Origin of the sequence: Pseudomonas sp. BN606, assembly GCF_029873115.1 — a bacterium.
GTDB lineage: Bacteria > Pseudomonadota > Gammaproteobacteria > Pseudomonadales > Pseudomonadaceae > Metapseudomonas.
The window spans coordinates 56614-78662 of record NZ_SSOF01000063.1 but is presented as its reverse complement, the minus strand read 5'-3'; the positions used below and the strand labels follow the sequence as shown (position 1 = coordinate 78662).

The 22049-nt window shown below is 64.4% G+C and carries 9 protein-coding genes; 2 read left to right on the top strand and 7 right to left on the bottom strand.

Annotated elements, in window-relative coordinates:
• Genes E8E75_RS11505 through E8E75_RS11490 form a run of 4 tightly spaced genes read right to left on the bottom strand, consistent with a single transcriptional unit; the run spans position 1 to position 3431 of the window.
• Complete coding sequence (locus E8E75_RS11505; protein ID WP_280358807.1) at positions 1–1002, bottom strand: VWA domain-containing protein; 1002 nt, start codon at positions 1000–1002, stop codon at positions 1–3.
• Positions 989–1495, bottom strand: a complete 507-nt coding sequence (locus tag E8E75_RS11500) for a DUF4381 domain-containing protein (RefSeq protein ID WP_280358804.1) — start codon at positions 1493–1495, stop codon at positions 989–991. The genes E8E75_RS11505 and E8E75_RS11500 overlap by 14 nt, the downstream gene beginning before the upstream one ends.
• Complete coding sequence (locus E8E75_RS11495) at positions 1492–2442, bottom strand: DUF58 domain-containing protein (protein ID WP_280358803.1); 951 nt, start codon at positions 2440–2442, stop codon at positions 1492–1494. The genes E8E75_RS11500 and E8E75_RS11495 overlap by 4 nt, the downstream gene beginning before the upstream one ends.
• Positions 2443–2456: 14 nt before the next feature.
• On the bottom strand, positions 2457–3431 hold the full coding sequence (locus E8E75_RS11490; RefSeq protein ID WP_280358802.1) for a MoxR family ATPase: 975 nt from the start codon (positions 3429–3431) through the stop codon (positions 2457–2459).
• A 318-nt stretch (positions 3432–3749) separates the two neighbouring features.
• On the opposite strand from E8E75_RS11490, the gene E8E75_RS11485 reads away from it, so the two are divergent.
• Positions 3750–5051 (top strand): outer membrane protein transport protein, encoded by a 1302-nt coding sequence (locus tag E8E75_RS11485; RefSeq protein ID WP_280358799.1) that lies wholly within the window; start codon positions 3750–3752, stop codon positions 5049–5051.
• Between the two features lie 300 nt (positions 5052–5351).
• Here E8E75_RS11485 and E8E75_RS11480 read toward each other — a convergent pair whose 3' ends face one another.
• The 3 genes from E8E75_RS11480 to E8E75_RS11470 form a co-directional block, all read right to left on the bottom strand.
• The gene (locus E8E75_RS11480) at positions 5352–5858 is read right to left on the bottom strand and encodes a DUF3015 domain-containing protein (RefSeq protein WP_120651027.1); all 507 of its coding nucleotides are present in this window, start codon (positions 5856–5858) and stop codon (positions 5352–5354) included.
• Between the two features lie 160 nt (positions 5859–6018).
• Entirely contained in the window at positions 6019–8274 is a 2256-nt protein-coding gene (locus tag E8E75_RS11475; RefSeq protein WP_280358931.1) for a tetratricopeptide repeat protein, read from the bottom strand.
• Positions 8275–8421: 147 nt separating this feature from the next.
• Complete coding sequence (locus E8E75_RS11470) at positions 8422–10002, bottom strand: mechanosensitive ion channel family protein (protein ID WP_280358929.1); 1581 nt, start codon at positions 10000–10002, stop codon at positions 8422–8424.
• Positions 10003–10592: 590 nt separating this feature from the next.
• Here E8E75_RS11470 and E8E75_RS11465 point away from each other — a divergent pair.
• A complete protein-coding gene (locus tag E8E75_RS11465; protein WP_280358797.1) occupies positions 10593–22049 on the top strand; it encodes a VCBS domain-containing protein in 11457 nt (3818 codons plus the stop codon).

The window sequence follows — 22049 nt, the reverse complement described above, 5'->3', positions numbered from 1 at the left end:
TCAGCGTCCCCTTTCCGTCCGAGCAGCCGGACCTTTGGAAAGCCGGCCGAACGATGCCGCAAGCAGATGACAGCCCGCCAGGAGCAGGAGTGCCGCGCCCAGCGGCCACCAGAACAGGTCCCGCTTGGGCTGATGGCTGAAGGTCTTCACCTTGTGCGGAGTAAGCCGGTCGAGGGTGGCGTAGACGTCCAGCAGTGCGCCGCGATCATCGGCACGGAAGAAGCGGCCACCCGTGGTCGCGGCGATGTCCTGGAGCGTTTGCAGGTCCACCTTGGCATCGCCAGTGGCCTCGGGGTCGCCGATTCCGATGGTGTGCACGATGATCCCGCGCTCCCGGGCCATCTTCGCGGCATGAGCCGGAGTGATAGCGCTACCGGTATCGTTGCCGTCGGTGAGCAGGATCAGCACCTTTTCCTGCTCCTTGGCGGTCTCCAGCAGCTTGATGGTCAGCCCGACGGCATCGCCCAGGGCGGTATTCGGTCCGGCCATGCCGATGCCGACCTCATCCAGCAGCACTCGCAAGCTGGCGTGGTCGAGGGTGAGCGGGGACTGGGGGTACGCGCCGGTGCCGAACACGATGAGGCCGATGCGGTCCTCCTTGCGCCGCTCGATGAAGTCACGCACCACGCCTTTGACTGCCGTCAGGCGGTCCACCTGTTTGCCGCTGGCGTCGGTGTAGTCGGTGGTTTCCATGGACTGGGAAATATCGATGGCGAGCATCAGGTCGCGGATCGGTTGTTCGTGCTGGATGGCCTTCTCGACGAACACCGGGCGTGCGCAGGCAGCCAGCAGCAGGGCCCAGACCAGCATATTGAGCAGTAGCTGCCAGCGCCCTTCCCGCTTTCCGTTGTGTCCCGGTACCTGACCCACGGCCCGGCTCATCGCCGAGAAGAACGGCACCCGCAAGGCGCTGTGGGCTTCGCGGTATTCGTCCAGATAACGCCACGCCAGCCACGGCAACGGCAGCAGGAAGAGCACCCAGGGGTAGTCAAACTGCCACACGGTGCGCCTCTATCCAGTGTCGGCTGGTGATGAAGAGCGAGCGCACCTCCGCATCCGGGATCGCCAGGACTCGGGCATCCGGTGCGTAGGCGATAGTGAACAGGCCTTTGGCGAAACCCTCTGGCAAGGGCGCAGGGGCGCGCTCGGCGAGGAACGCCTGCCATGTCTGGCCCCCCAGGCGCGCCACTGATGGCGCATCGGGCATGGACAGGGCAACCCGCTTGAGCAGCTCGGGCAGTTCACGCAGGGCCGCAAGACGCTGCCCGGCGTCTTCCAGTGCCCCTACCAGGGTATCGAGACGTACCAGGGCTTCCCGCCGGTAGCGGTCACGCTGCCAGCGTCGCCATTTCAGGGCGCCCCACACCAGGGCAATGGACACCACCACCAGCAGCAACACCAGCCAGCCCCAGGTCTGCGGAAAATAATTGTAGGGGGGCACCGGCAGGGCCAGTTCCTTGAGCTGGTCGATACCCGGCACCGGCGTGGCGCTCATCGCGGCATCCCCGACAGCCGGCCCAGCTCGCGGCGCACCTGATCGAGGCTGTCCTCACCGGTACTGATCATCATCACCGGCACCTGGCTGCGGCGCAGCAGCTCGGCTACATCCCGCAGGCGTCCGGAGAGGAACTCACCCAAGGGGCGATGAACCTGGCGACGCTCCACCTCCAGTTCGACCTGCAGCTCTCCCTGTGTGACAGTGACGCGCCCCTTCTCGGGAACATTCAGCGCAAGCGGGTCGTAGACCTGCATGGCGATCACATCGTTGTGAGCGCTGAGCTGGCGCAGCAGTTGCACCGTCTGCGAAGTGACGCCGGCGAAGTCGCTGATGATGCAGATCAGGTGGTCATGCCCCGCCACACCGATACAGCTGCGCAGCACGTTATCGAGTTGGTCGTTGTCCTCGCTGTCCGGCATCGTAGCGTTCAGGCCTTGGTTGGCCCGGACCACCGCCGCGCACAGGGCCTGGACCCGGTTTCGGCTGCGCAGCGGGCGGATGTGCTCCAGCCGCTGGTCGTTGAACACCAGACCGCCCACCCGGTCGCCGGCGTGGAAAGCCACCCAGGCCGACAAAGCTGCCAGCTCCGCCGCCGTGACCGACTTGAAGTTGCGCCGGGAGCCGAAATACATGTTCATGCGCTGATCCACCACCACCAGTGTCGGCCGGTCGCGCTCCTCGGTATAGGTGCGCACGAAGGGCTTGCTGAAGCGCATCGAAGCACGCCAGTCGAGATGCCGCAGGTCGTCACCGGGGATGTAGTGGCGCAGTTCGTCGAAGCTCAGCCCACGTCCTCGCAGGCGGGAAGCGTGGTTACCTGAGAGGATGCTCGACAACGGCTGCCGCGAAAGGAAACTCAGGCCACGGACACGCTGCTCCAGCGCCATCAGTTGGGCGAGCGTGGCGTAAACGAATCCGTCGGGAGCCGATTGGGTCAGTTGCATGGCCTTGGGTCCACTCAGGCAGGAATCGCCACCTTGTCCAGCAGGCGGTCCAGCACCTGGTCCGCACTTACGCCGTCGGCAATGGCGTCGTAGGAAAGCTGCAGGCGGTGGCGCAATACCGGGTGCAGCACGGCACGCACGTCGTCCGGTGACACGAACTCGTTGCCGGACAGCCAGGCGTGCGCCCGCGAAACGCGATCCAGACTGATGCCACCCCGAGGACTGGCACCGATATTGATCCAGCGGGCAAGGTCGGCGTCGTAGTCGGCCGGGTGCCGTGTCGCATTGATCAGGTCGATCAAGTAGCGATCGATGGCCTCCGAAACATGCACGCTGGCCATGTCACGCCGCGCCTCGAAGAGCACCTCCTGGGGCAGGCGTACCGGCTCCCGCTGCTCGCCCTGCGCGGCCTGTTCCTCGCCACGCACCAGGCGTAGGACTCGCGTCTCGTCTTCCACTTTCGGGTAATCCAGTTGCAGCTTCATCAGGAAACGGTCCATCTGCGCTTCCGGCAGCGGATAAGTGCCTTCCTGCTCGATGGGGTTCTGCGTCGCCAGCACCATGAACAGGCCGGGCATCGGGTAGCTATGGCCGGCGACGGTGATCTGCCGCTCCTCCATGGCTTCCAGCAGAGCGGCCTGGACTTTGGCTGGTGCACGATTGATCTCGTCGGCGAGGATCACATTGCCGAACAGCGGCCCCGGCTGGAACTTGATCTGGTTGCCCTCGGCGGTTTGCTGGAGAATCTCGCCGCCGGTGATGTCCGAGGGCAACAGGTCAGGGGTGAACTGGATACGGCGCATTTGCGCTTCGAGATGGGTGGCGAGCGCCTTGACGGTACGGGTCTTGGCCAGGCCCGGCAGGCTTTCCAGGAGTACATGACCATTGGCCAACAGCCCCAGCAGGACGTGGCGAATGGTTTCGGCCTGCCCCAGGACCAACTCCGAAACACTGGCCTCCAACTCGGCAATCTGCTCGCGTGTAGTCACTTATCGATTCCCTGACTGAACGTGGTTCGGAAGGTTGACCATCGACGCCTGCATAGCGTGGCGAACTGCTTCCACTACACAGGCCTGGATCGACCACACGAGACGCATTCGTGAACTGCGGCTTTCGTAACTCTAGCCGCAAGTGCTCCATGCGCCAGCTAGCACCTGACCGGACGATCAGGGAATTCGCTCTGAGAAGTGCGGCGCCAAGTCGAGTTGCACGCAGAGGACGAGCATCTAGGCTGGATAACGTCGACGCCCCACGCAGTCAGGCGGGTACGGCGCCATCTGGTTCGACTGACCGGCAGAGGAAGCACCATGTCCAGTACCCGCTCCCTAGCACCACGCGTCATCAGACTCTCCGCCCTGACCACTGCGCTCTGGACGCTTCCGGGAGCAAGCTGGGCGGGCGGCATCCTGATCTACGAGGCCGGACAGGAAGGCGCCGGCCTGGCCAATGCCGGCGCGGCGGCACTGGCCACCGACCCCAGCGTGTTGATGAACAACCCCGCAGGCCTCACCGAACTGCCCGGCACCCAGATCAGCGCCAACGGCCAGGTGATCTTCGGCGACATCACCTTTTCCCGCGATGCCGGCAACCAGTTCGACGGCAACGAAGGTGGCAACGCGCTCCAGTACCTGCCGGGCACCAGCCTGTTCGTCAGCCACCAGATCAACGACCAGGCAAGCATCGGCTTCGGCATGTACGGGAATTTCGGCCTGGCGCTGGACTACGACGACGACTGGGCCGGCCGATACTTCACCCAGGAGTCCGCCATCATTGGTGTGTCGCTGCAGCCGACCTATGCCTACAAGATCAACGACGACCTCTCCATCGGCTTCGGGCCGCGCATGATGTACGCCTACTACCGGACCGAAGTGGCGGTCAACAACAACCTGCTCGGCCTGGCCGACCGCCCGGATGGCCAGCTCGAATACAAGGACACCGACTTCGGCGTGGGCTTCAACATCGGCCTGCTGTACCGACTCGATGAACGTACCCAGGTCGGTCTCGCCTACACCAGCAAAGTGGACCTTGAGTTCTCCGACCGCCCCAGCGTCGACGATATCAGCAACCCGCTGCTGAACCTGGCGCTGCGGCGCTTGGACGTGGACAACCTGGACATCGACATGGAAGTGCCGCAAACCGCGGTACTGAGCATCGCCCACGACCTGGATCCGCAATGGAAGCTGCTGGCCAGCCTCGGCTGGCAGGACTGGAGCGAGTTCGGGAACATCGGTGTCGAAGTGGACGCTGACAACTTCGGCACCAGCCGGACCGTGAACCGGCAGTACAAGGACACCTGGCACGCCTCGGTAGGCGCCCAGTACCAGGCCACTCATCAACTGCGCTGGAGCATGGGCGTCGGCTACGACAGCTCGGCGGTGGACGACGAAGACCGCACCGTGGACAACCCCATGGCCGAATCCTGGCGCCTGGCTGCGGGTGTGAACTATCAGGTCGACGAAGGGCTCGACCTGCACATGGTCTATACCCTGATCTGGCTGGGCGACATGGACGTTGAGCAGACCAAGCAGCGCTCGGGCAATAGCCTGTCCGGCAGCTATGACAATGCCGCGCTGCACGTTATCGGCGGTGGCGCAACCTGGCGGTTTTGAAAGGCCCAGCCCCCGTAGACAGCCCGTCCGTTGGGCTTCGCTCTGCGCCAACCTACGAGAAGCGGTCGAATTCACCGGCCGTAGGTTGGTCCGAGGAACGAGGCCCAACGTTCGAGGCGCCAAATGCCGGACAACACAGCCTGAAACTACCCGCTCCCCAAAAGGGTGAGGCACAAACAATCCTGAAGCCACCAGCGGCCTGAAGCTGGGCAGCTGATCGCGAGCAGAATTCGCTTCTGCAGATATTCCACCACCCACAAAAATGCCCTCCTAAGAGGGCATTTTCGTTTGCGAGTGGTATCAGCTCGGCAGCTTGGCGTAGCGAGCCAGTTGCTGGTCACGGCTCATCACGTCGAGAGTCGCGGCGAGTACCTCTTCGCCGGTCGCGTCAGGACTTGCGAAGATGCTCGAGAAGTTGGCCTGGGTGACCTTCGCGAAGTGGGCGCGGTCAGCCTGTTCGATGCCCAGCAGGGTGGCATAGGCATCCAGCGCTTCGCCCTGCCCCTGCGCCATGTCCTCGGCGATGCTGTCGAGCATGCCATTCATGGCGAACAGGGAACGGCCGCCGTAGCCCAGCTTCACGCTGGAGTCGCAACCGTTGGTACCCGAGGTCAAGCCAAAGGTGGCGTTGCCCGAGGTGCCGTTGGTGGTGGTGGCCAGCAGGTGCGGAACCAGGCCGCGCTGACCTTCGAACACCATGTTCCCCCAGCCGCAGCCGCCGCCCCCGGCCTGCCCCGCGTACGCCGCAACGCCGGCGGTGCTGAGAAGTCCGAAGATAATGGCCTTGCCAATCAGTTTGTTCGTCATGTTTTTCATTCCTTGGTTGTTAGACAGCAAGTCACGTGACTGCACGTACGACTTCCACACTGAACGACACGTAAACGTTTTGAAGGTTTAGGCGAGAGAACCACGACTTTCAAATGCGATGTCGCCAGTAAGCTCGCCTGTTTGCGCTGCCTGCCGTGTCTCACTGCCGCCAATAGGGCTCGATCGCGTGCAGGCGAGGGTCATCCGGTGCCACTTCACGCATGCGTTTGACGTATTCGAACGCCTCGCTTCGCTCGCCCTCCACAGCGTGCAGATAGATCAGCGAATAGAGCAGGTCCGGGTCCGACGGGGATTGCTCAAGGCCGCTACGCAGCGCACTCAGCGCGTCATTGCGACGGTGCATGCGTGACAGCAGCAACCCCTGGTTGTAGCGGATACGTGAATTGCCGGGCAGTTCGACTGCGGCCTTTTCCATCCAGTTCAACGCCTCCTCCGCCCTGCCCCGTTCCACGAGCAGCAAGGCCAGCATGTAGGCCAGGTTGCCGTGGTCGGTTTCCGGCATCTTTTCCAGCGCCAGGCCTTCGCGCAGCAGCCGCTCGGCCTCGTCGGGCTGCGTCGCACTGGCCAGGGTGACCAGGTTCACTCGTGCCGGCGAGAAGTACGGGTCGAGCCTGAGCGCCTGGCGATACTCCTCCATCGCCTCGCCATCACGCCCCTGACGCGACAACAGTACTGCCAGGTTGAGGCGGCCACCGGGTAGATCGGCATTGCCGCGCAGGCGCCGTTCATAGTCGGCCAGCAATGCCTTGAACGGCTCTCGCCGCTCGACCGGCAATAGATCAGGCGGGACATCCGCCAGGGCACGGACGGTTTCATCCCGCACCGCTCGCGTCGGGTCATCCAGCAATGCCAGCAACGGCTTCAGCCGCTCGGCCGGCGGCACGCTGGTAAAGCCCGAAACGGCATAGGCACGCACCAGCTCGCTGTCGTCCTTGAGCGCCCACTGCAAATTGGAGATGGCCGGCGGGCCGAGGTCGGCCATCTGCTCGGCGGCGGTGGCGCGGACGATGGCCGACTTGCCCTTGTCCGCCAACACCGAGCCGAGCAGGCTCAGCGAGATACCCTGGCCGCTGCGCACCGCATGAAGGTCCTCGCCATAGTGCGGTGGCCGTTGCGGCTTGCCGAACCAGCCTTCAATGGCCTTGGCTGCCCATGCGGGTTTCTGGTTCTGATGGCAGCTGGTGCAAGCATCCGGGCTTCCGTCCTTGTCGGCTAGGTCCGGGCGCGGAATGCGCAGGCTGTGATCGCGGCGCGGGTCCACGACCATGTAAGTCTTGCTCGGCATGTGGCAGCTGACGCACTGCGCACCAGCCGTGCCTGGCTCATGGCGGTGGTGAGCCTTGCTGTCGTAGTCCTTGGACGGGAGGCTGGCGAAGCGCGCCAGCGGCGGATTGCTGTTGTGGCATTGCAGGCAGAGGCCGTTGCCTTCGATCTTCACTTGGGTGGTATGCGGGTTGTGGCAGTCGGTACAGGCAACGCCGGCCGCGTACATCTTGCTCTGGGTGAACGAACCGAACTCATAGACTTCGCCGTCAATCTGGCCGTCAGCGTGGTAGAGGCCCGCGCGCAGCGTGGCCGGCAGGCTCTGGTCCAGTTGCGGCTGCCCCGGTTCCTGCCCCGTGCCCAGCCCCTGTCGGCGGCTATGGCAGTAGGCGCACTGCTCCACCAGACCCTGGCTGCCCAACGCCTTGAAGTCGACCTTCAGTCCCAGGTCGGCGGCCGCAGCGTAGGTCTTGTTGGCCGACTTGTTCTGCTTCGCCCAGTCGACGTGAGCCTGGCCCGGACCGTGGCAACCCTGGCAGCCGACCGTTTGTTCGTGCCAGGTGGAGGCGAAGCTGTCCTGCCTGTCGTCGTAGTTCTTCATCAGGCGCGTCGAGTGGCAGTCGGCGCACATGGCATTCCAGTTCTGGTAGCGGCCGGTCCAGTGCAGCGGGTCGCTCGGCGCAAAACGCTGCCCCGGATAGAGGGAGAACCAGCGTTGGCCACCCTCCCCCTTGGGACGGCTGTCCCAGGCGATCGTCAGGGCCTGCAGGCGTCCACGCGGCAGGGCCACCAGGTACTGCTGCAACGGGGAGAAGCCGAAGGTGTAGAGGATCTGGAAGTCAGCGGACTTGCCGTCTTCACCTTCCGTGTTGACGAAGTAGTCATCGCCCTTGCGGAAGAAACGCGCCTTGACACCAGCCTCATCGAAAGTGGCCGCATCGAAGTCGCCCAGCACATTGCCTGCCTCTGCCTTGCGCATGGCCCAACCGTGGTCGGAGTCTTTCCATTGCCCGGCCTCCGTGGCGTGACATCCCAGACAACTGTCGCTGGCGGCATAGCCTTCCACCTCGCTGGCAGGTCCCGGCAACCTGCCTGGCGCTTCCCCGACAGCCCAGGCTGCCTGCCCCGTCATCAGCGCCAGCGTCAACACTGCGGACTGCAGAACGGCGCAAAGTCGTCCCTCCGAATCTCGCCCCCTCATTCCCTTGCTCCATGATCAGTTCGACTTGCCCCTGGTCGGGCTTATTTCCTGTTTGCAGCGAGTCCAGGACGGATTCGATCACCGCCCGCCTTCTTCCTGATCCACTTCTCTAGCGGGTGCCGTGTACCAGCGCTCCTTTGGCACCCACTTCTCCTGCGTGGGATCGCCCAGGTAGTGCGGCGACATGATCTGCACGCCGTACTCGTTGAACACGTCCTGGATATTGGCGTGCAGCATCGTCAGCAGCTCGGCCCGTGGACGTGGTTCGCTGGGCACTGCCTGTGCCACCAGCCGGTACTCGGGGTAGAAGTCCGACAGCGCCGTCTGGAACACCTGTGGCACGGGATTCTGGAGGATGCCGGGAGTGCGTCGGGCCGCTTCCAGCAGCATGGCCTCGACCTGGCGCCAGGGCGTGTCGTAGCCGATGGTCACAGTGGTATCGACCACATAGCCCCGGCCCTGTACGACACGGGAGTAGTTGCGCGTCACCGAGCCGGTGATCATCGAGTTGGGGATGGTCAGCACCTCACCCAGGCCGGTGCGGATACTGGTGGTGAACATACCCAGCTCGGTGACTGTACCCTCGTTGTCGCCAATGCGGACGTACTCGCCGGGCCTCAGGGTGCGGGTGTAAGTCAGAATCAGCCCTGCCGCTGCCTGCCCGACCACGCTGGACGCGCCCAGGGAAATCATCAGACCGATCAGCACGGACAACCCTTTGAACGCCTCGGTCCCGGCGCCCGGCAGGTAGGGATAGGCCATGGCCAGGGCGAACAGCCAGATGGCCAGTGAAGTCAGACGCGTGGTGGGTTGCAGTGTTTCGTCGTTGAGCCAGGTGATGGTGCCAGGACGGGAAAGGCGCTCCAGCAGACGTTTGCTGAAGGCGCTGATGCCGCGCGCGATGAAGAAGATCAGCAGCGCGATGACCAGCCCCGGTATGGCGCTGACCATGGCGTCCAGTACGTAACGCACCAGGTCCACCAGGTAGTGGTTCAGGCTTTCGCCCCAGGGCCGGGTATAGGGGAATTGCTGTAGTACGAAGCTCAGCCATTCATAGGTGAGCAGCAGCACCAGTGACCAGAACACCAGTGCCAACAGGCGCCGAACCACCGGAAACAGGTTGCTGGTATCCACCAGCTGGGTTTCCCCGATCTTCAGTGCACTGGTGTGCCTGCGCATGTGCCTGGGTAACCAGGACAACGCCTTGCGATGCGCCCAGCCGAGCAATTTCAACAATGCGATATACAGCAGCGTGGCCGCCACCGAGTACCCGCCTGCGGTCAGCAGGAAGCGCAGACTACGGGCTTGCGCAGACTCCGCCACCACCAGGCGCAACCGCTGGGCCGCATCTTCGGCATCCTGCCGCACCGAGGTTTCACCGGCATCCAGATCGTTCGGCGAGACGATGAAGGCGCGCCGGTCACCCAGCAACACCATGTAGTTGTCCTGGATGCTATCGAGCCTGACGTCGGTCTCCTCAGTGCCGTCCAGCATCTCGCGGATCACGGCGCGGGCGCGGCTAGCGCGAGCGGCGGGTGATTCACCCAGGAGCGTGGCACGAAAGACGAAGATGCTGCGATTGGCGATTTTCAGTTCGGAGGGTTCCGCCGCGGCGTTCGCCGCTTCATCGGCGCCATGTGCGGTAGCGGAAAGCACCATCGAGAAAATCCAGAAGATCGTGGCTCCCCACCAACTGATCCGTTTGTCCATGTAGCGCGCTCCAGCCAATTCTTTTTGTTCGCCGGGCGCCCCCAACTCCTGGCCCGGCCAGTTGCAGCCTAGTTCAGTTCGTTGAACCGGGGTTGCCTCCCTGCGCGCCTGATTCACCCCGGCTCGCCAGTTGGGGATTCATCCGCACTCTCGATCTCTACATGCGATGGCCGACCCCGTCACGGTTTCGCCTCGAAAGTAGCGCGTCAGCTGGATTTGCCACGCCTTGTGGCGGACGGATGGGCTGGCGTTTCAATAAAACTTGTGTAGGCTCATCGTGAGAATTTTCTGACAGAAAACGGACTTCTGCTCAGCAAACCGGACTTCAGGACTGGACTCCGCCGCAGACAGGCGAAACTTCCCACCTTGGCTTTTGACGGGTCATCGACATGCCCCGGACGACGCCGGGTTTCTGCGCCGCAGTACCCAGTACAGGTTGAACCCGCATCTTGCACCCTCCGGGGCGCGAGGTGCTCTCGATGTACTGAATCTCAAACGTTGCAGGCCTGCCCATACGTGACAGGTTTCTTGGTGAACATATGGATATTGATACCAAGCCCGGTACCTTTGTGCCGCCCGCATTCAGACCCCAGCGCCGTGCCCTGGCCCTGGAGCCCCGCATTCTCTTCGACGGTGCAGCCGCCACCGCAGCGGACCAGCAGCACCAGGACACTGGCGACGCCGGCAAACCCGTCGCCGATCACGCCACGCCCAGCGACGCCCGCAGTGAGCCCGGCCAGCAACCTTCCGCAAGCCGCCACCTGCTGGTGCTCGACAGTCGCATCGACGGTCGCGAGAAGCTGACGGCGCAGCTCCCAGGCAACGTCGAAGTACTGGTGGTGGAAGCCAACCAGGATGGCCTCGCCGCCATCTCTGCTGCACTGACCCAGCTTGGCCAGGTGGATTCCATCCAGATCCTGTCCCACGGTGCTTCAGGCGAGTTCACCCTCGGCAAGACCACCCTGACCGCCGACAACATCGACCAGTTCGCCCAGCCCCTCAGCCAGTGGAGCCAGTCGCTCAGCGAAGGCGCCGATATCCAGCTTTATGGTTGCAAGGTCGGCGAAGGCAGCGCCGGGCGCACCCTGGTCAACGAGCTGGCGCGCTGGACCGGCGCCGACGTCGCAGCCTCCAGCGATGACACCGGCAGCGCCCGCGCGGGCGGCGACTGGGAGCTGGAAGTCGCCCGCGGCGACATCGACAAGCCCATCGCGCTGGCTGTCGCGGCCACCGCTGGCTACGACCGGCTGCTGGCGGCCGGACCGACCACCACCCTCACTGGTGGCGCGGATGTGCTGCTGGGAGAAACCTTCAGCTTCAACGTTACGTTTACCAATATCACCACCGATACGGGCTACGCGCCCTTCATCGACCTGTTCTTCCCGGCTACGGGCAAGGATGGTGCTGGCGCGGAAATAGACGACGGTGTCACCTTCGTCTCCGCCACCTATCTCGGGCAGAACCTCACCGCCCACGTGCTGACCTTCGACGCCAACGGCCAGGCCAGCCACCCGCTGGCAGTAGGAACCGACGGCAAGCCGCTGATCATCAACGCCGCAGACTTCGGCATGCGTGCCGGCGACCAGATGGTGGTGGTAGAACTGCCGTTCGCCAGTGTCACCCTGGGCCAGCCGCCCATCACCGTGCAAGTGACGGCTTCTCTGAGCGACCTGGCTGACACCGACTTCTCCTTCTCCGGGACGACGCCGGACCTGACCATCCGTGCGCGCAGCGGCTTCCAGTACGGCAATGACTCGCTGAACAACCCGGCCACCGACCCCAGCATTCTGGAGCCATCGGCCAACGCCGACAGCTTCGTGGTGCATCCGACGGTAATCACCTTCGACCAGGTGATCACCACGCCCGAAGGCGAAACCGCGACCGGACCGAACTATGGCCGCGAACTGGACGTCACCATCAATCCGGCCGACTCCCAGACCTTGACCAACGTGGTACTGACCCAGCCGGTACCGGACAACGTCATCGTGACCGCCATCACACCCGGTGGCGGCGGCACCATCACCTCGATCACCCTTCACAACGGCAATACAGTCACCGACCCGACGTTCATTCAGCGCATCCTGGCGCAGAACAGCGACGGTGACCTCAGCAACGACCTGTACATCAGCGAGTTCACTGTCAGCTATGCGACCTTGACCGCACCGACCACCACCAACGTACAGTTCTTCGTTCCGGACGACGACGCCGATGGTGTGCCGGTGCTCAACGCCGCCACCGGCGACGATGTCACCATCACGTTCGCCAGGCCCGAGGCCGCGGGGAACTGGATACCCCTCGACCCGCGCGATGCTCCCAATGGCCAGATCGCCTTCGACGGCACCGGCAACGACGTCAGCTTCGTCGCCAAGTCCATCACCCTGCAGAAGCAGGTCAGCGTACGCACCGATGTCGGCAGCCCCGGCATCAGTCCGGGGGATGTCCTGGACTACAGGCTGAACATCGCGCTGTCGGACTACTTCGCCTTCGGCAAGACCTTCCTCGGCAACGGCAGCTTCCTGGTATCGGACCAGCTGGGCGACGGGCAGAACCTGATAGCCGGCACCGCGACCCTGACGATCACCCAGAACGGCGTGACCCAGACCATCGCCCTGGTCAGCAGCAGCGTGGCCAATGCCGACGGCAGCACCTCGATGCAGTTCGACATTGCCCAGTCGCTGGCCAACGCATTCGGCATCCGCAATTGGCTCAACGGTGACCTGGCCTTCGATGACCTGCTGCAAGGTGCCACCCTGGCGGTAATCGGTTATCAGGCTCGGGTTGCCCAAAGTTACACGCCGCCCGCCGGCGCGCCCCACAGCGAAATCAACGAAGGCGACTCGGTCGGCAATAACGCCACGGTGACCGCCACCATACTGTTCGACCCGAACAACCTTAGCGGTTTCGACGAAAGCGACACCTCCAACACCGTCAGCACCATTCCTACCAGCCAGGTGCAGATCGATCTGGCCGGCCTCAACGGTGGAGGTGCGCCGGCGCCCGGCACCGAATTGCGGCCAGGCGATACCGTCACCTTCCGCCTGACCTACGACCTGGTTACCGGCGATTACGAGAACTTCAAGCTCACCGCCTACCTGCCGCTGCCGCTGTTCGACCTGAGTGGCGTCGATCCCAATGCCATCTGGCGCCTGGCCACGGGCAATACCAACCCCAACAGCCCTATCTCGGTCACCATCGGCGCCGGCAATTCGCTGGTATTCACCTTCGCCGACTACGTGAACCCCGGTATCAACGGCAGCCGCGTCGCCATCGACTTCACCCTCACCGTCAGCGACCAGCCGTTCGCCGACCAGCGCGCCTTCAACGTGCTGGGCGAATCCAGCCAGACCCGTACCCTGGACAAGAGCGTCCTGCTCACCACCGATGACGTGACCCTGATCGCCTCGGTGGCCGAACCGGTGCTCACCATGAGCCACGGCGTGGTTTCCACCAGCCATGGCACGGTGACCGGCACCACCGGCGCCTGGAACGCGCCGGGCACCACCGGCGTGCCCTTCAGCGGCAGCATCACCGATATCCTCGCGGTCAATGGCAATGTCGCTGGCATCGATGCCAGCGACCGCCTGCGCCTGGCTACCGCCATCGAGAACCATGGGGGCGGCAACGCCTATGACGTCAGCACCCGCATCAGCCTGCCGCCGGGCCTGTCCTTCGTGGGTGGCAACCTGGCCAGTTCAAACCTGCTGATCTATCGCGGCGACGGCACCCGACTGATAGCCGGCACCCACTTCACCGTGGACAACGCCACCAACACCATCACCTTCATCGACTCACCCGGAGCTGGCGCCCTGCTGGCCGGCCGCCCCGGGACCGCGGCGGATAACAGCGGCGCCAACGTCGTGGTCATTACCTATGACGTGCAGGTGGCGGCGGCCATCGGCGCCAGCGCCACCCTGCAAAGCACTGCCGAGCTGACCCACTACGCCAGCGCCGAGGGTGGGCAGAACTTCGTGCCGGTGCCGCTCTCCGACCTCGCCAGCCAGCAGGTCGCAGCGCCGGTGATCAGCAAGAACTTCGCCGGCGGCAGCCTGGACAATGGCGATTCCAGTGCCGCTCACACCACCGGTGCGAACCTGGTAGTCGGCGAAAGCATGCTCTACGACATCATCGTCACGCTGCCTGAAGGCACTACCCAGAGTTTGCGCATCGACGACCTGATCCCGCCCGGCCTGCGCCTGGACACCAGCTTCAATGCCAACCAGGGCTACCAATTGATTACCACCGCTGGCGGCGCGTTGACCGCCAACTTCGCCGGCACGGTCACCATCGGTAGTCTCACCGCCCCCACCGGCACCCTGGGTGCCGACGGCGCCGATGCGCGCTTCATTTTCAGCGCCTCCGGCGCCACGGGCGACAACAACATCGGCAACAACAGCTTCGTCATCCGCGTGCGGCTGGTGGCCAGCAACGTGCTCGGCAACCAGGCCGGTGGCGTGCGCCAGAACGACGCCCGCCTGAGCTACAGCGACCCCGATGGGAACACCCCAAACGGCACCGCGCCGCTGAATCGCGATGTGAACCTGACAGGTGCCAAACCGGCCATCACCCTCCAGGAACCGACGCTGCAGCTCAGCCAGCAACTGATTACCGACCCGGGCCTGGGTTTCGACGAGGGCGACCGGGTCGACTTCAGCATCACCATCGCCAATGGCAACGCCGGTAGCGATTACGACGCCTTCGACATCGCCTTCTCCAGCCAGCTGCCCACCGAACTGGACCAGCTCACATTGGTCAGCGTGACCTATACCGTAGGCGGGGTCAGCACCGATATCAGGGGCAGCTTCGTCCTCGACCCGAATGGCCGTACGCTGATCAACACCGGCAACGTCGACATCGCCAAGGGCGGCACCATCACCATCCGCATCAGTGGCGTAGTCAATGCCACCGGTGCCTCCGTCGCTCGCTTCGACAACCTGGCGGATGTGCGCTGGACCAGCCTCAACGGCAGCAACACCAATGGCGCCGCTGACCCAACTGGCGAGCGCACCGGCCAGGACGGCCTGCTCAACACCGGCGTGCTCAACGACTACCAGCGCGACAGCATCCTGATCATCCCGGTGGCGCAAGGCATTCGCCTCTCCCGTGTCGGCGGCCTGGGTGATACCCCCGCGCCGAATCCCACCAACGCGGCGTTCGAAACCGTGACCATCGGCGAGATCATCCGCTACCGCACCGCCGTACTGGTGCCCGAAGGAAGCAACCCCAATTACCAGTTGATCATCACCCTGGACGACGGGCTGACGGTGGATGACCTCAGCACCATGCGCATCGGCTTCGTTTCCGATGGTGGGCTGGTCACCAGCCTGGGGGATCTGATCATCGGCGGCACGCTGCAGATCCTTGGTAACGAGGACAGCCCGCAAGCCCAGCTCATCACCGCCAATCTTTCCGGGCCGGCCCCCACTGGTGTGATCAACCCCATCTACGTCGTTCTGAGTACCGACGCCAACGGCAACCAGGTGGTGACCCTCAACCTGGGCAACCTCACCAACGGGCCGTTCGGTAACGGCAACGATGGCAACGACGATGACCTTGAAGGCGTGGTCTTCGAGTTCAACGCCCGCGTGGACAACAGCCTCGGCAACCAGTCGGCCACGCAACTCGGTGTCACCGTGCAGGACCGGGTGAACGGCAACTTGCGCGCCACCAGCGACACCCTGTTCGAGCGCATCGTGGAACCTGGCTTCGCCAACCTGGACAAGACTGTCACCGACTTCAACGCAAATCCCGGCGGCACCCTCGGCACCGCAACCGTCACCATCGGTTTCACCGCCAACGGCAGCCTGCCGGCCTATGACGTGCACCTGACCGATGGTTTCCCAACCGGCAGCAGTTACACGCTGCTCAGCATCACCATTGGCGGCAACACCTTCGGCCCGGGCAACCTGCCGGCCGGTGTCAGCTTCAGCGGTGCGGGCGGCGTGACCGTGGATATCGCGCGCATCGATCCGGGCACCAGCGTCAGCGTGGTCTACAGCGTCCAGGTGCCGAACAACGCGACCATCGCCAGCACCGATGCCACGCTGAGCTGGAGCAGCCTGCCGGAATCCTTCACCGGTTGGGGCGGCACGGCAGTGGGCCCGGACGGCACGGCCACGGGCGAGCGGACCGGCGCAGATGGCCCCGGTGCCAATGCCCTGAACAACTACGTGCTCCGCGAAGGCGCCGGCCTCGGGATCATCAGCGGCACCCTGTGGAACGATACGGGCACGGCCGCCACCGCCCCCAACGACGCCACACCGGATCCGGACCCGGTTCCCGGCACCCCCGCGTACGAACTGGCCATCGCCAACCAGACCATCAACCTGATCTGGGCCGGTAACGACGGCGTGTTCGGTAGTGGCGACGACAAGACCTTCACCACCACTACCAACACCAACGGCCGTTTTTCCTTCGGCGTGCTACCCAGCGGCCTGTTCCGCATCGATGCACCGACCACTGTGAACAGCATTGCCCAGTTCGGCGAACTGCGGATTCGCATCGACACTGATGCCGGAACCCTCGGCCAGGTCCAGGTGACCCTTGGCGAAGGTGTCACGCAGCAGGCCAACTCCGGCTATGTCGAGCTCAACGATGCGCCGGTCAATACCCTGCCCGGCTTCCAGCAGGGACGAGAAGACACGCCCCTGGCGATTTCCGGCATCAGCGTCAGCGACATCGATGCCGAGCGCGATCCGGTCGTCGCCAGCCGCGCCATCGAGGTCAACCTCAACGTTCTTCACGGCACGCTCACACTCACCGGTCCGACCACTGGCGTAACGGTGACCGGGGCCGGGACGACGAACCTGGTCCTGCTGGGCCGGATCGCCGACATCAACGCGGCCCTGGCCGGCGTCAGCTATCTGGGTAACCTCGACTTCAACGGCGTCGATTTCCTCGAGGTGCTGACCAACGACCTGGGCAACTACGGCGACTTCAACGGCAATGGCATTCCCGGCGAACTGGCGGACGCCCGCACCGACAGCGACTTCCTGGTGATCCGCCTCGATCCGGTGAACGACGCGCCGAACGCCGTGGACGACAACGCCACGGCGGTGGAAGCTGGCGGTACCGCCAACCGCCTCCCGGGCATCGATCCGCGCGGCAATCTGCTGAGCAACGATACCGACATCGATATCGGTACCAACGGCGACCAGATATTCGTCGTATCGGTCACCTCCCCACTCGGCGTAGTGGTTCCGGTTCCAGCGCTGGGATCGGTGGAGGTGTTCGGGCGCTACGGCAAGCTGGTGCTGCAGTCCAATGGCGCCTACCAGTACATCATCGACAACGCCAATCCCGAGGTGCAGGCGCTGCGCCAGGCGGGCGACCAGTTGAACGAGAGTTTCACCTACGTGATCTCGGACATCGGCCTGGGCGGTCCACCGTTGCAATCCTCAGCCAACTTCTCGGTGGTCATCCAGGGCGCCAACGACACCCCGGTGGGTGTCAATGACGTAGGCACAGCCATCGAGAAAGGTGGCGTCAACAACACCGATATCGGTAACCCCGGCGACACCCCGCCGGCCGGCTTCCCCGCTCCCGGTGCCAACGCCACCGGTAATGTGCTGGACAACGACTTCGATGTGGACGGCGGCGAAAACCCGGCGGACCCGATCGACTATGGCGAAACCAAGACAGTCACCGGCGCGCGCGCCCTGCGTGAGCTCGCGCAGGGCGTGCTGACCATCGTCCCCACTGGTGGCAGCGTAAACATCATCGGCACTTACGGCACCCTGACCATCGCGTCCGATGGCACGTACACCTATGTGCTGAACGAGAACGCCACCGCCGTGCAACGGCTGGGGCCCAACGACACGCTGACCGAGTTTTTCAGCTACCAGGTCACTGACACGGCTGGCTTGAACGACCTCGCGGAATTGCGCATCACCATTCGTGGCAACTACGACAACCCCCTGGCCAGCGATGACCAGGCCGTGGCCCAGGCCGGCTCCGGCCCCGCTGCCATCGGTGAAAGCAACCCCAGCGGCAACGTCATCCGCTTCCCCAGCCGCCCCGGCCCGGTCACCCAGCCCGGTGGCAACGGCGTGGACAACGACGTTGACGCGGCCGACCGGCCCAATACCCTGCTCCGGGTCAATGGCGTGCGTTCGGGCCTGGAAACCGCCGGCGGGGTGCTGATTGGAGTAGCGACCGGTTCCACCAGCACCACCGGCGCCACCTTGCTACTGGGCAACTTCGGCCTCCTGCGCATGGGTGCTGACGGTTCCTTCACCTATGACGTAGACAGCGCCAACCCCACGGTCCAGGCCCTGCTCGCCGGCCAGACGCTGACCGAGACCTTCACTTACCAGATCATCGACACCAACGGTTTCACCGACCTGGCGCAACTGGTCATTACTGTCCGCGGCGTAAACGACCCGCCGGTGGCTCAGAATCACTTCAACATCGCCGTCGAACGCGGCGGCGTCGCCAACGGCCAGGCAGGCATCGACCCCACGGGCGACGCTCTGCTGTTCGATGTCGACCCTGACGGCGACCCGATCACGGTGGTCTCCGTCAGCAACGACGAACTGGGAACCACCGGCGTGATCGGCCAGGCCTTCGCGGGCCAGTACGGCACCCTGACCCTGAACGCCGATGGCACCTACAGCTACGTCCTGGATAACACCAATCCCGAAGTGGAGGCCCTGCGCCTGCTCTCGGATTTCCTCATCGAGCGCTTCACCTACGCCATTTCCGATGGCCAGGAAGCGCCTGAATCAGCGCAACTGGTGATCCTCATCCTTGGCCGCAACGACAACCCGGTGGCGACCGACGATGACGCCACGGCCGTCGAAGCAGGTGGAGTGAACAACGGCAGCGCCGGGGTCGACCCGAGCGGCAATGTGCTGGACAACGACACCGATGTCGACGGCGGCGCCCTCGACACCATCGACTACGGTGAAGCCAAGGCGGTGGAATCGGTACGTACCGGTATCGTGGAAGGTGCAGGTACGGCGGGCGTCCTCGGCAGCGAGCTGCGTGGCCAATACGGCTGGCTGACCCTGAACGCCGACGGCAGCTACAGCTATCGCCTGGACAACAGCCTGGCAGCGGTTCAAGCCCTACGCGCCGGCAACACGCTGATCGACACCTTCAACTACAGCGTCATCGATACCGCTGGCGCCACCGACATTGCGCTGCTCAACGTCACCATCGAAGGCGCCAACGACGCCCCTGTCGCCAACGATGACAGTGCAATCGCCGTCGAGGCCGGCGGCCTCGACAACATCCTGGACGGCGTCGACCCAAGCGGCAACGTCCTGACCAATGACGTCGATGTCGACCAGTTCGGCGAGACGCTTACCGTGGTCGGTGTACGACACGGTGTCGATGTCGGCACTATTGGCAGCGCACTGGTGGGCGAGTACGGCACCCTGACCCTCAACGCCGACGGCAGCTACACCTACATCGTCGATAACGACGACCCGCGTGTGGAGGCCCTGCGCATCATTGGTGACACGCTGAGCGAAACCTTCACCTACACCATCCGCGATCTGGCCGGCGCCACCAGCACCGCCACCCTCACCATCACTATCCAGGGCCGTAACGACAACCCGCACGCCATCCGCGTGGACGTCATTGCCGTGGAAGCCGGTGGTACCAACAACGGCACGCTTGGTATCGACCCGCGCATCAACGTCCTCGATAACGACCGCGACGTCGATGCCGGCGATACCAAGACGCTCATCGGCATCCGCGTCGGCGACGAGCTGGGAGGCGCGAACTTCACCCTGGTCACCGGCAGCCAGAGCATCGACGGTCTCTACGGCACCTTGATCGTGCAGCCCAACGGCGAGTCGCATTACGTGGTGAACAACGCCCTGGAGGCGGTCCAGGCCTTGAAGCCGGGCGACACACTGCGTGAAGTCTTCTCCTATCGCATGCGGGACACCGCCAGCGCCCTGAGCATCGCCCGCATCACCATCACCATCCAGGGCGCCTGGGATGCGCCGGTCGCCGCGGACGACCTGAACGTCGGCGTCACCGACAATGGCGACGGCCTGGTGCTCAACCCCAGCGGCAACGTCCTGCCCAATGACACCGATATCGACCAGGGCGACCAGCTCACCGTCACCGGTATCCGTACGGGGCCGGAGAACGGCAGCGGCACCGCCGGCTCGGTCGGCAGCGTGCTGGTCGGCCAGTACGGCACCCTGGTGATCAATGCCGACGGCAGCTACCACTACACCATCGACATATCCAACCCGGACGTGCTCGCCCTCGACCTGCTGGACACCCTGGTGGATCACTTCACCTATGAGGTCACCGACCTGGGCGGCCTCACCGACCTGGCGCAACTGTCGATCATCGTCGTCGGCCGCAACGACGTGCCGGATGGCTTCGACGACGAGGCCACCGCTATCGAGGCCGGCGGCTTGAACAACGACGTACCGGGCGTGAATCCCAGCGGCAATGTGCTGAGCAACGACACGGATCTCGAAGGGCAGCAGCTGTCGGTATTGGCCATTCGCACCGGCAGCGAAGCCGGCAGTGGCACCAGCGGGACCGTCGGCACGGTGCTGCGCGGCCTCTACGGCGATCTGACGATGAATGCCGATGGCAGCTGGACCTACGTGGTCGACAACAGCCTGGCTGTAGTCCAGGCGCTGCGCATCAGTGGCCAGACCCTGGTGGACACCTTCACCTACACGCTTGCCGACACGCATCTGGCCACCGATACCGCCGAGCTGCGCATCACCATCGATGGTCGCAACGACACGCCGGTCGCCCAGGATGACGACACCACGGCGGTCGAGGCAGGCGGCGTGGGCAACGACGTCCCTGGCAGCGACCCTACCGGCAATGTCCTGACCAACGACCAGGACGTGGACAGCGTCGCCAATGGCGAGACCCGGCAGGTCCTTTCGGCCACCAGCGAGCTGGGCAGCGGCGCTCTTGCGGGACAGGCCCTGGTGGGTCGCTACGGCACGCTGACCCTCAATGCCGATGGCAGCTATGTCTATGTGCTGGATAACACCAACCCGCTGGTGCAAGCCCTGCGCACTGCCGGTGAATCCCTGCGCGAGTCCTTCACCTACGTCATGCGCGACACGACAGGTGCACAATCGGAAGCCCGCCTGAACATCCTGATCCAGGGTGCCAACGACAATCCGGTCGCCCGGGACGACAGCAACGTCGCCAGCGACCAGACCCCGGCGCCCCAGGCTACGGGCAATGTGCTGCCCAATGACTCGGACGTGGACGGTGGCGAACAGTTGCAAGTGGTGGGCATCCGCAGCGGTGCGGAGAATGGCAGCGGCACGACCGGGCTCGTCGGCCAACCCATCGCCGGTCGCTACGGCACCCTGGTGATCAATGCCGACGGCAGCTACACCTACAGCATCGACCTGACCAACCCCGAAGTGCTCAGGGCCGCCGGCCTCGGCCGCGTCCTGCAGGACGTCTTCACCTACACGCTCGGCGACCGCGCCGGTGCAACCGACCTGGCGCAACTGGTGATAGACCTGGATATCGCCGCGCCCTTCATCCCCGCTCCCAACCATGACCCCATTGGCCCACACGAGGACCGTGGCGATCTCGATCCATTCCGGCGTCTGCCTCTGCCCGGCGTGGACCCGGTGGTCTTCGTCGGCCCGGTGGTGGAACGGAATGATCGCCAGCTGATGTTGTCCGGCTGGGACGCTGACGGCAGCGATCTGCGGCTGGGGCTGGAGCCGGAAATCGAGAGCGAAACCCTGAGCGCGCACTTCGGCCAGGTCAAGGGCCAGTTCGTCTCCCACGCCGTACGCGATAGCAGTGCCAGCAGCGACCTGGACCTGGCCTGGATTCTCGGTCGCCACGGCCGAATCAGCCTGAGCGCCGACGGCCTGCTGCCCGACCCCTCGGTGTTCGCCACCACCCCGGACAACCTGACCCAGGGCGATGCCCAGCTGCCGCCGCCTTCCGACTCCCGTACCGCCCCCGGCTTCCGTGCCCAGTTGCGCGAGGCCGCCGAGCGCCTGCGCGCGCTGGGCAACCGGTCAACCGAATAA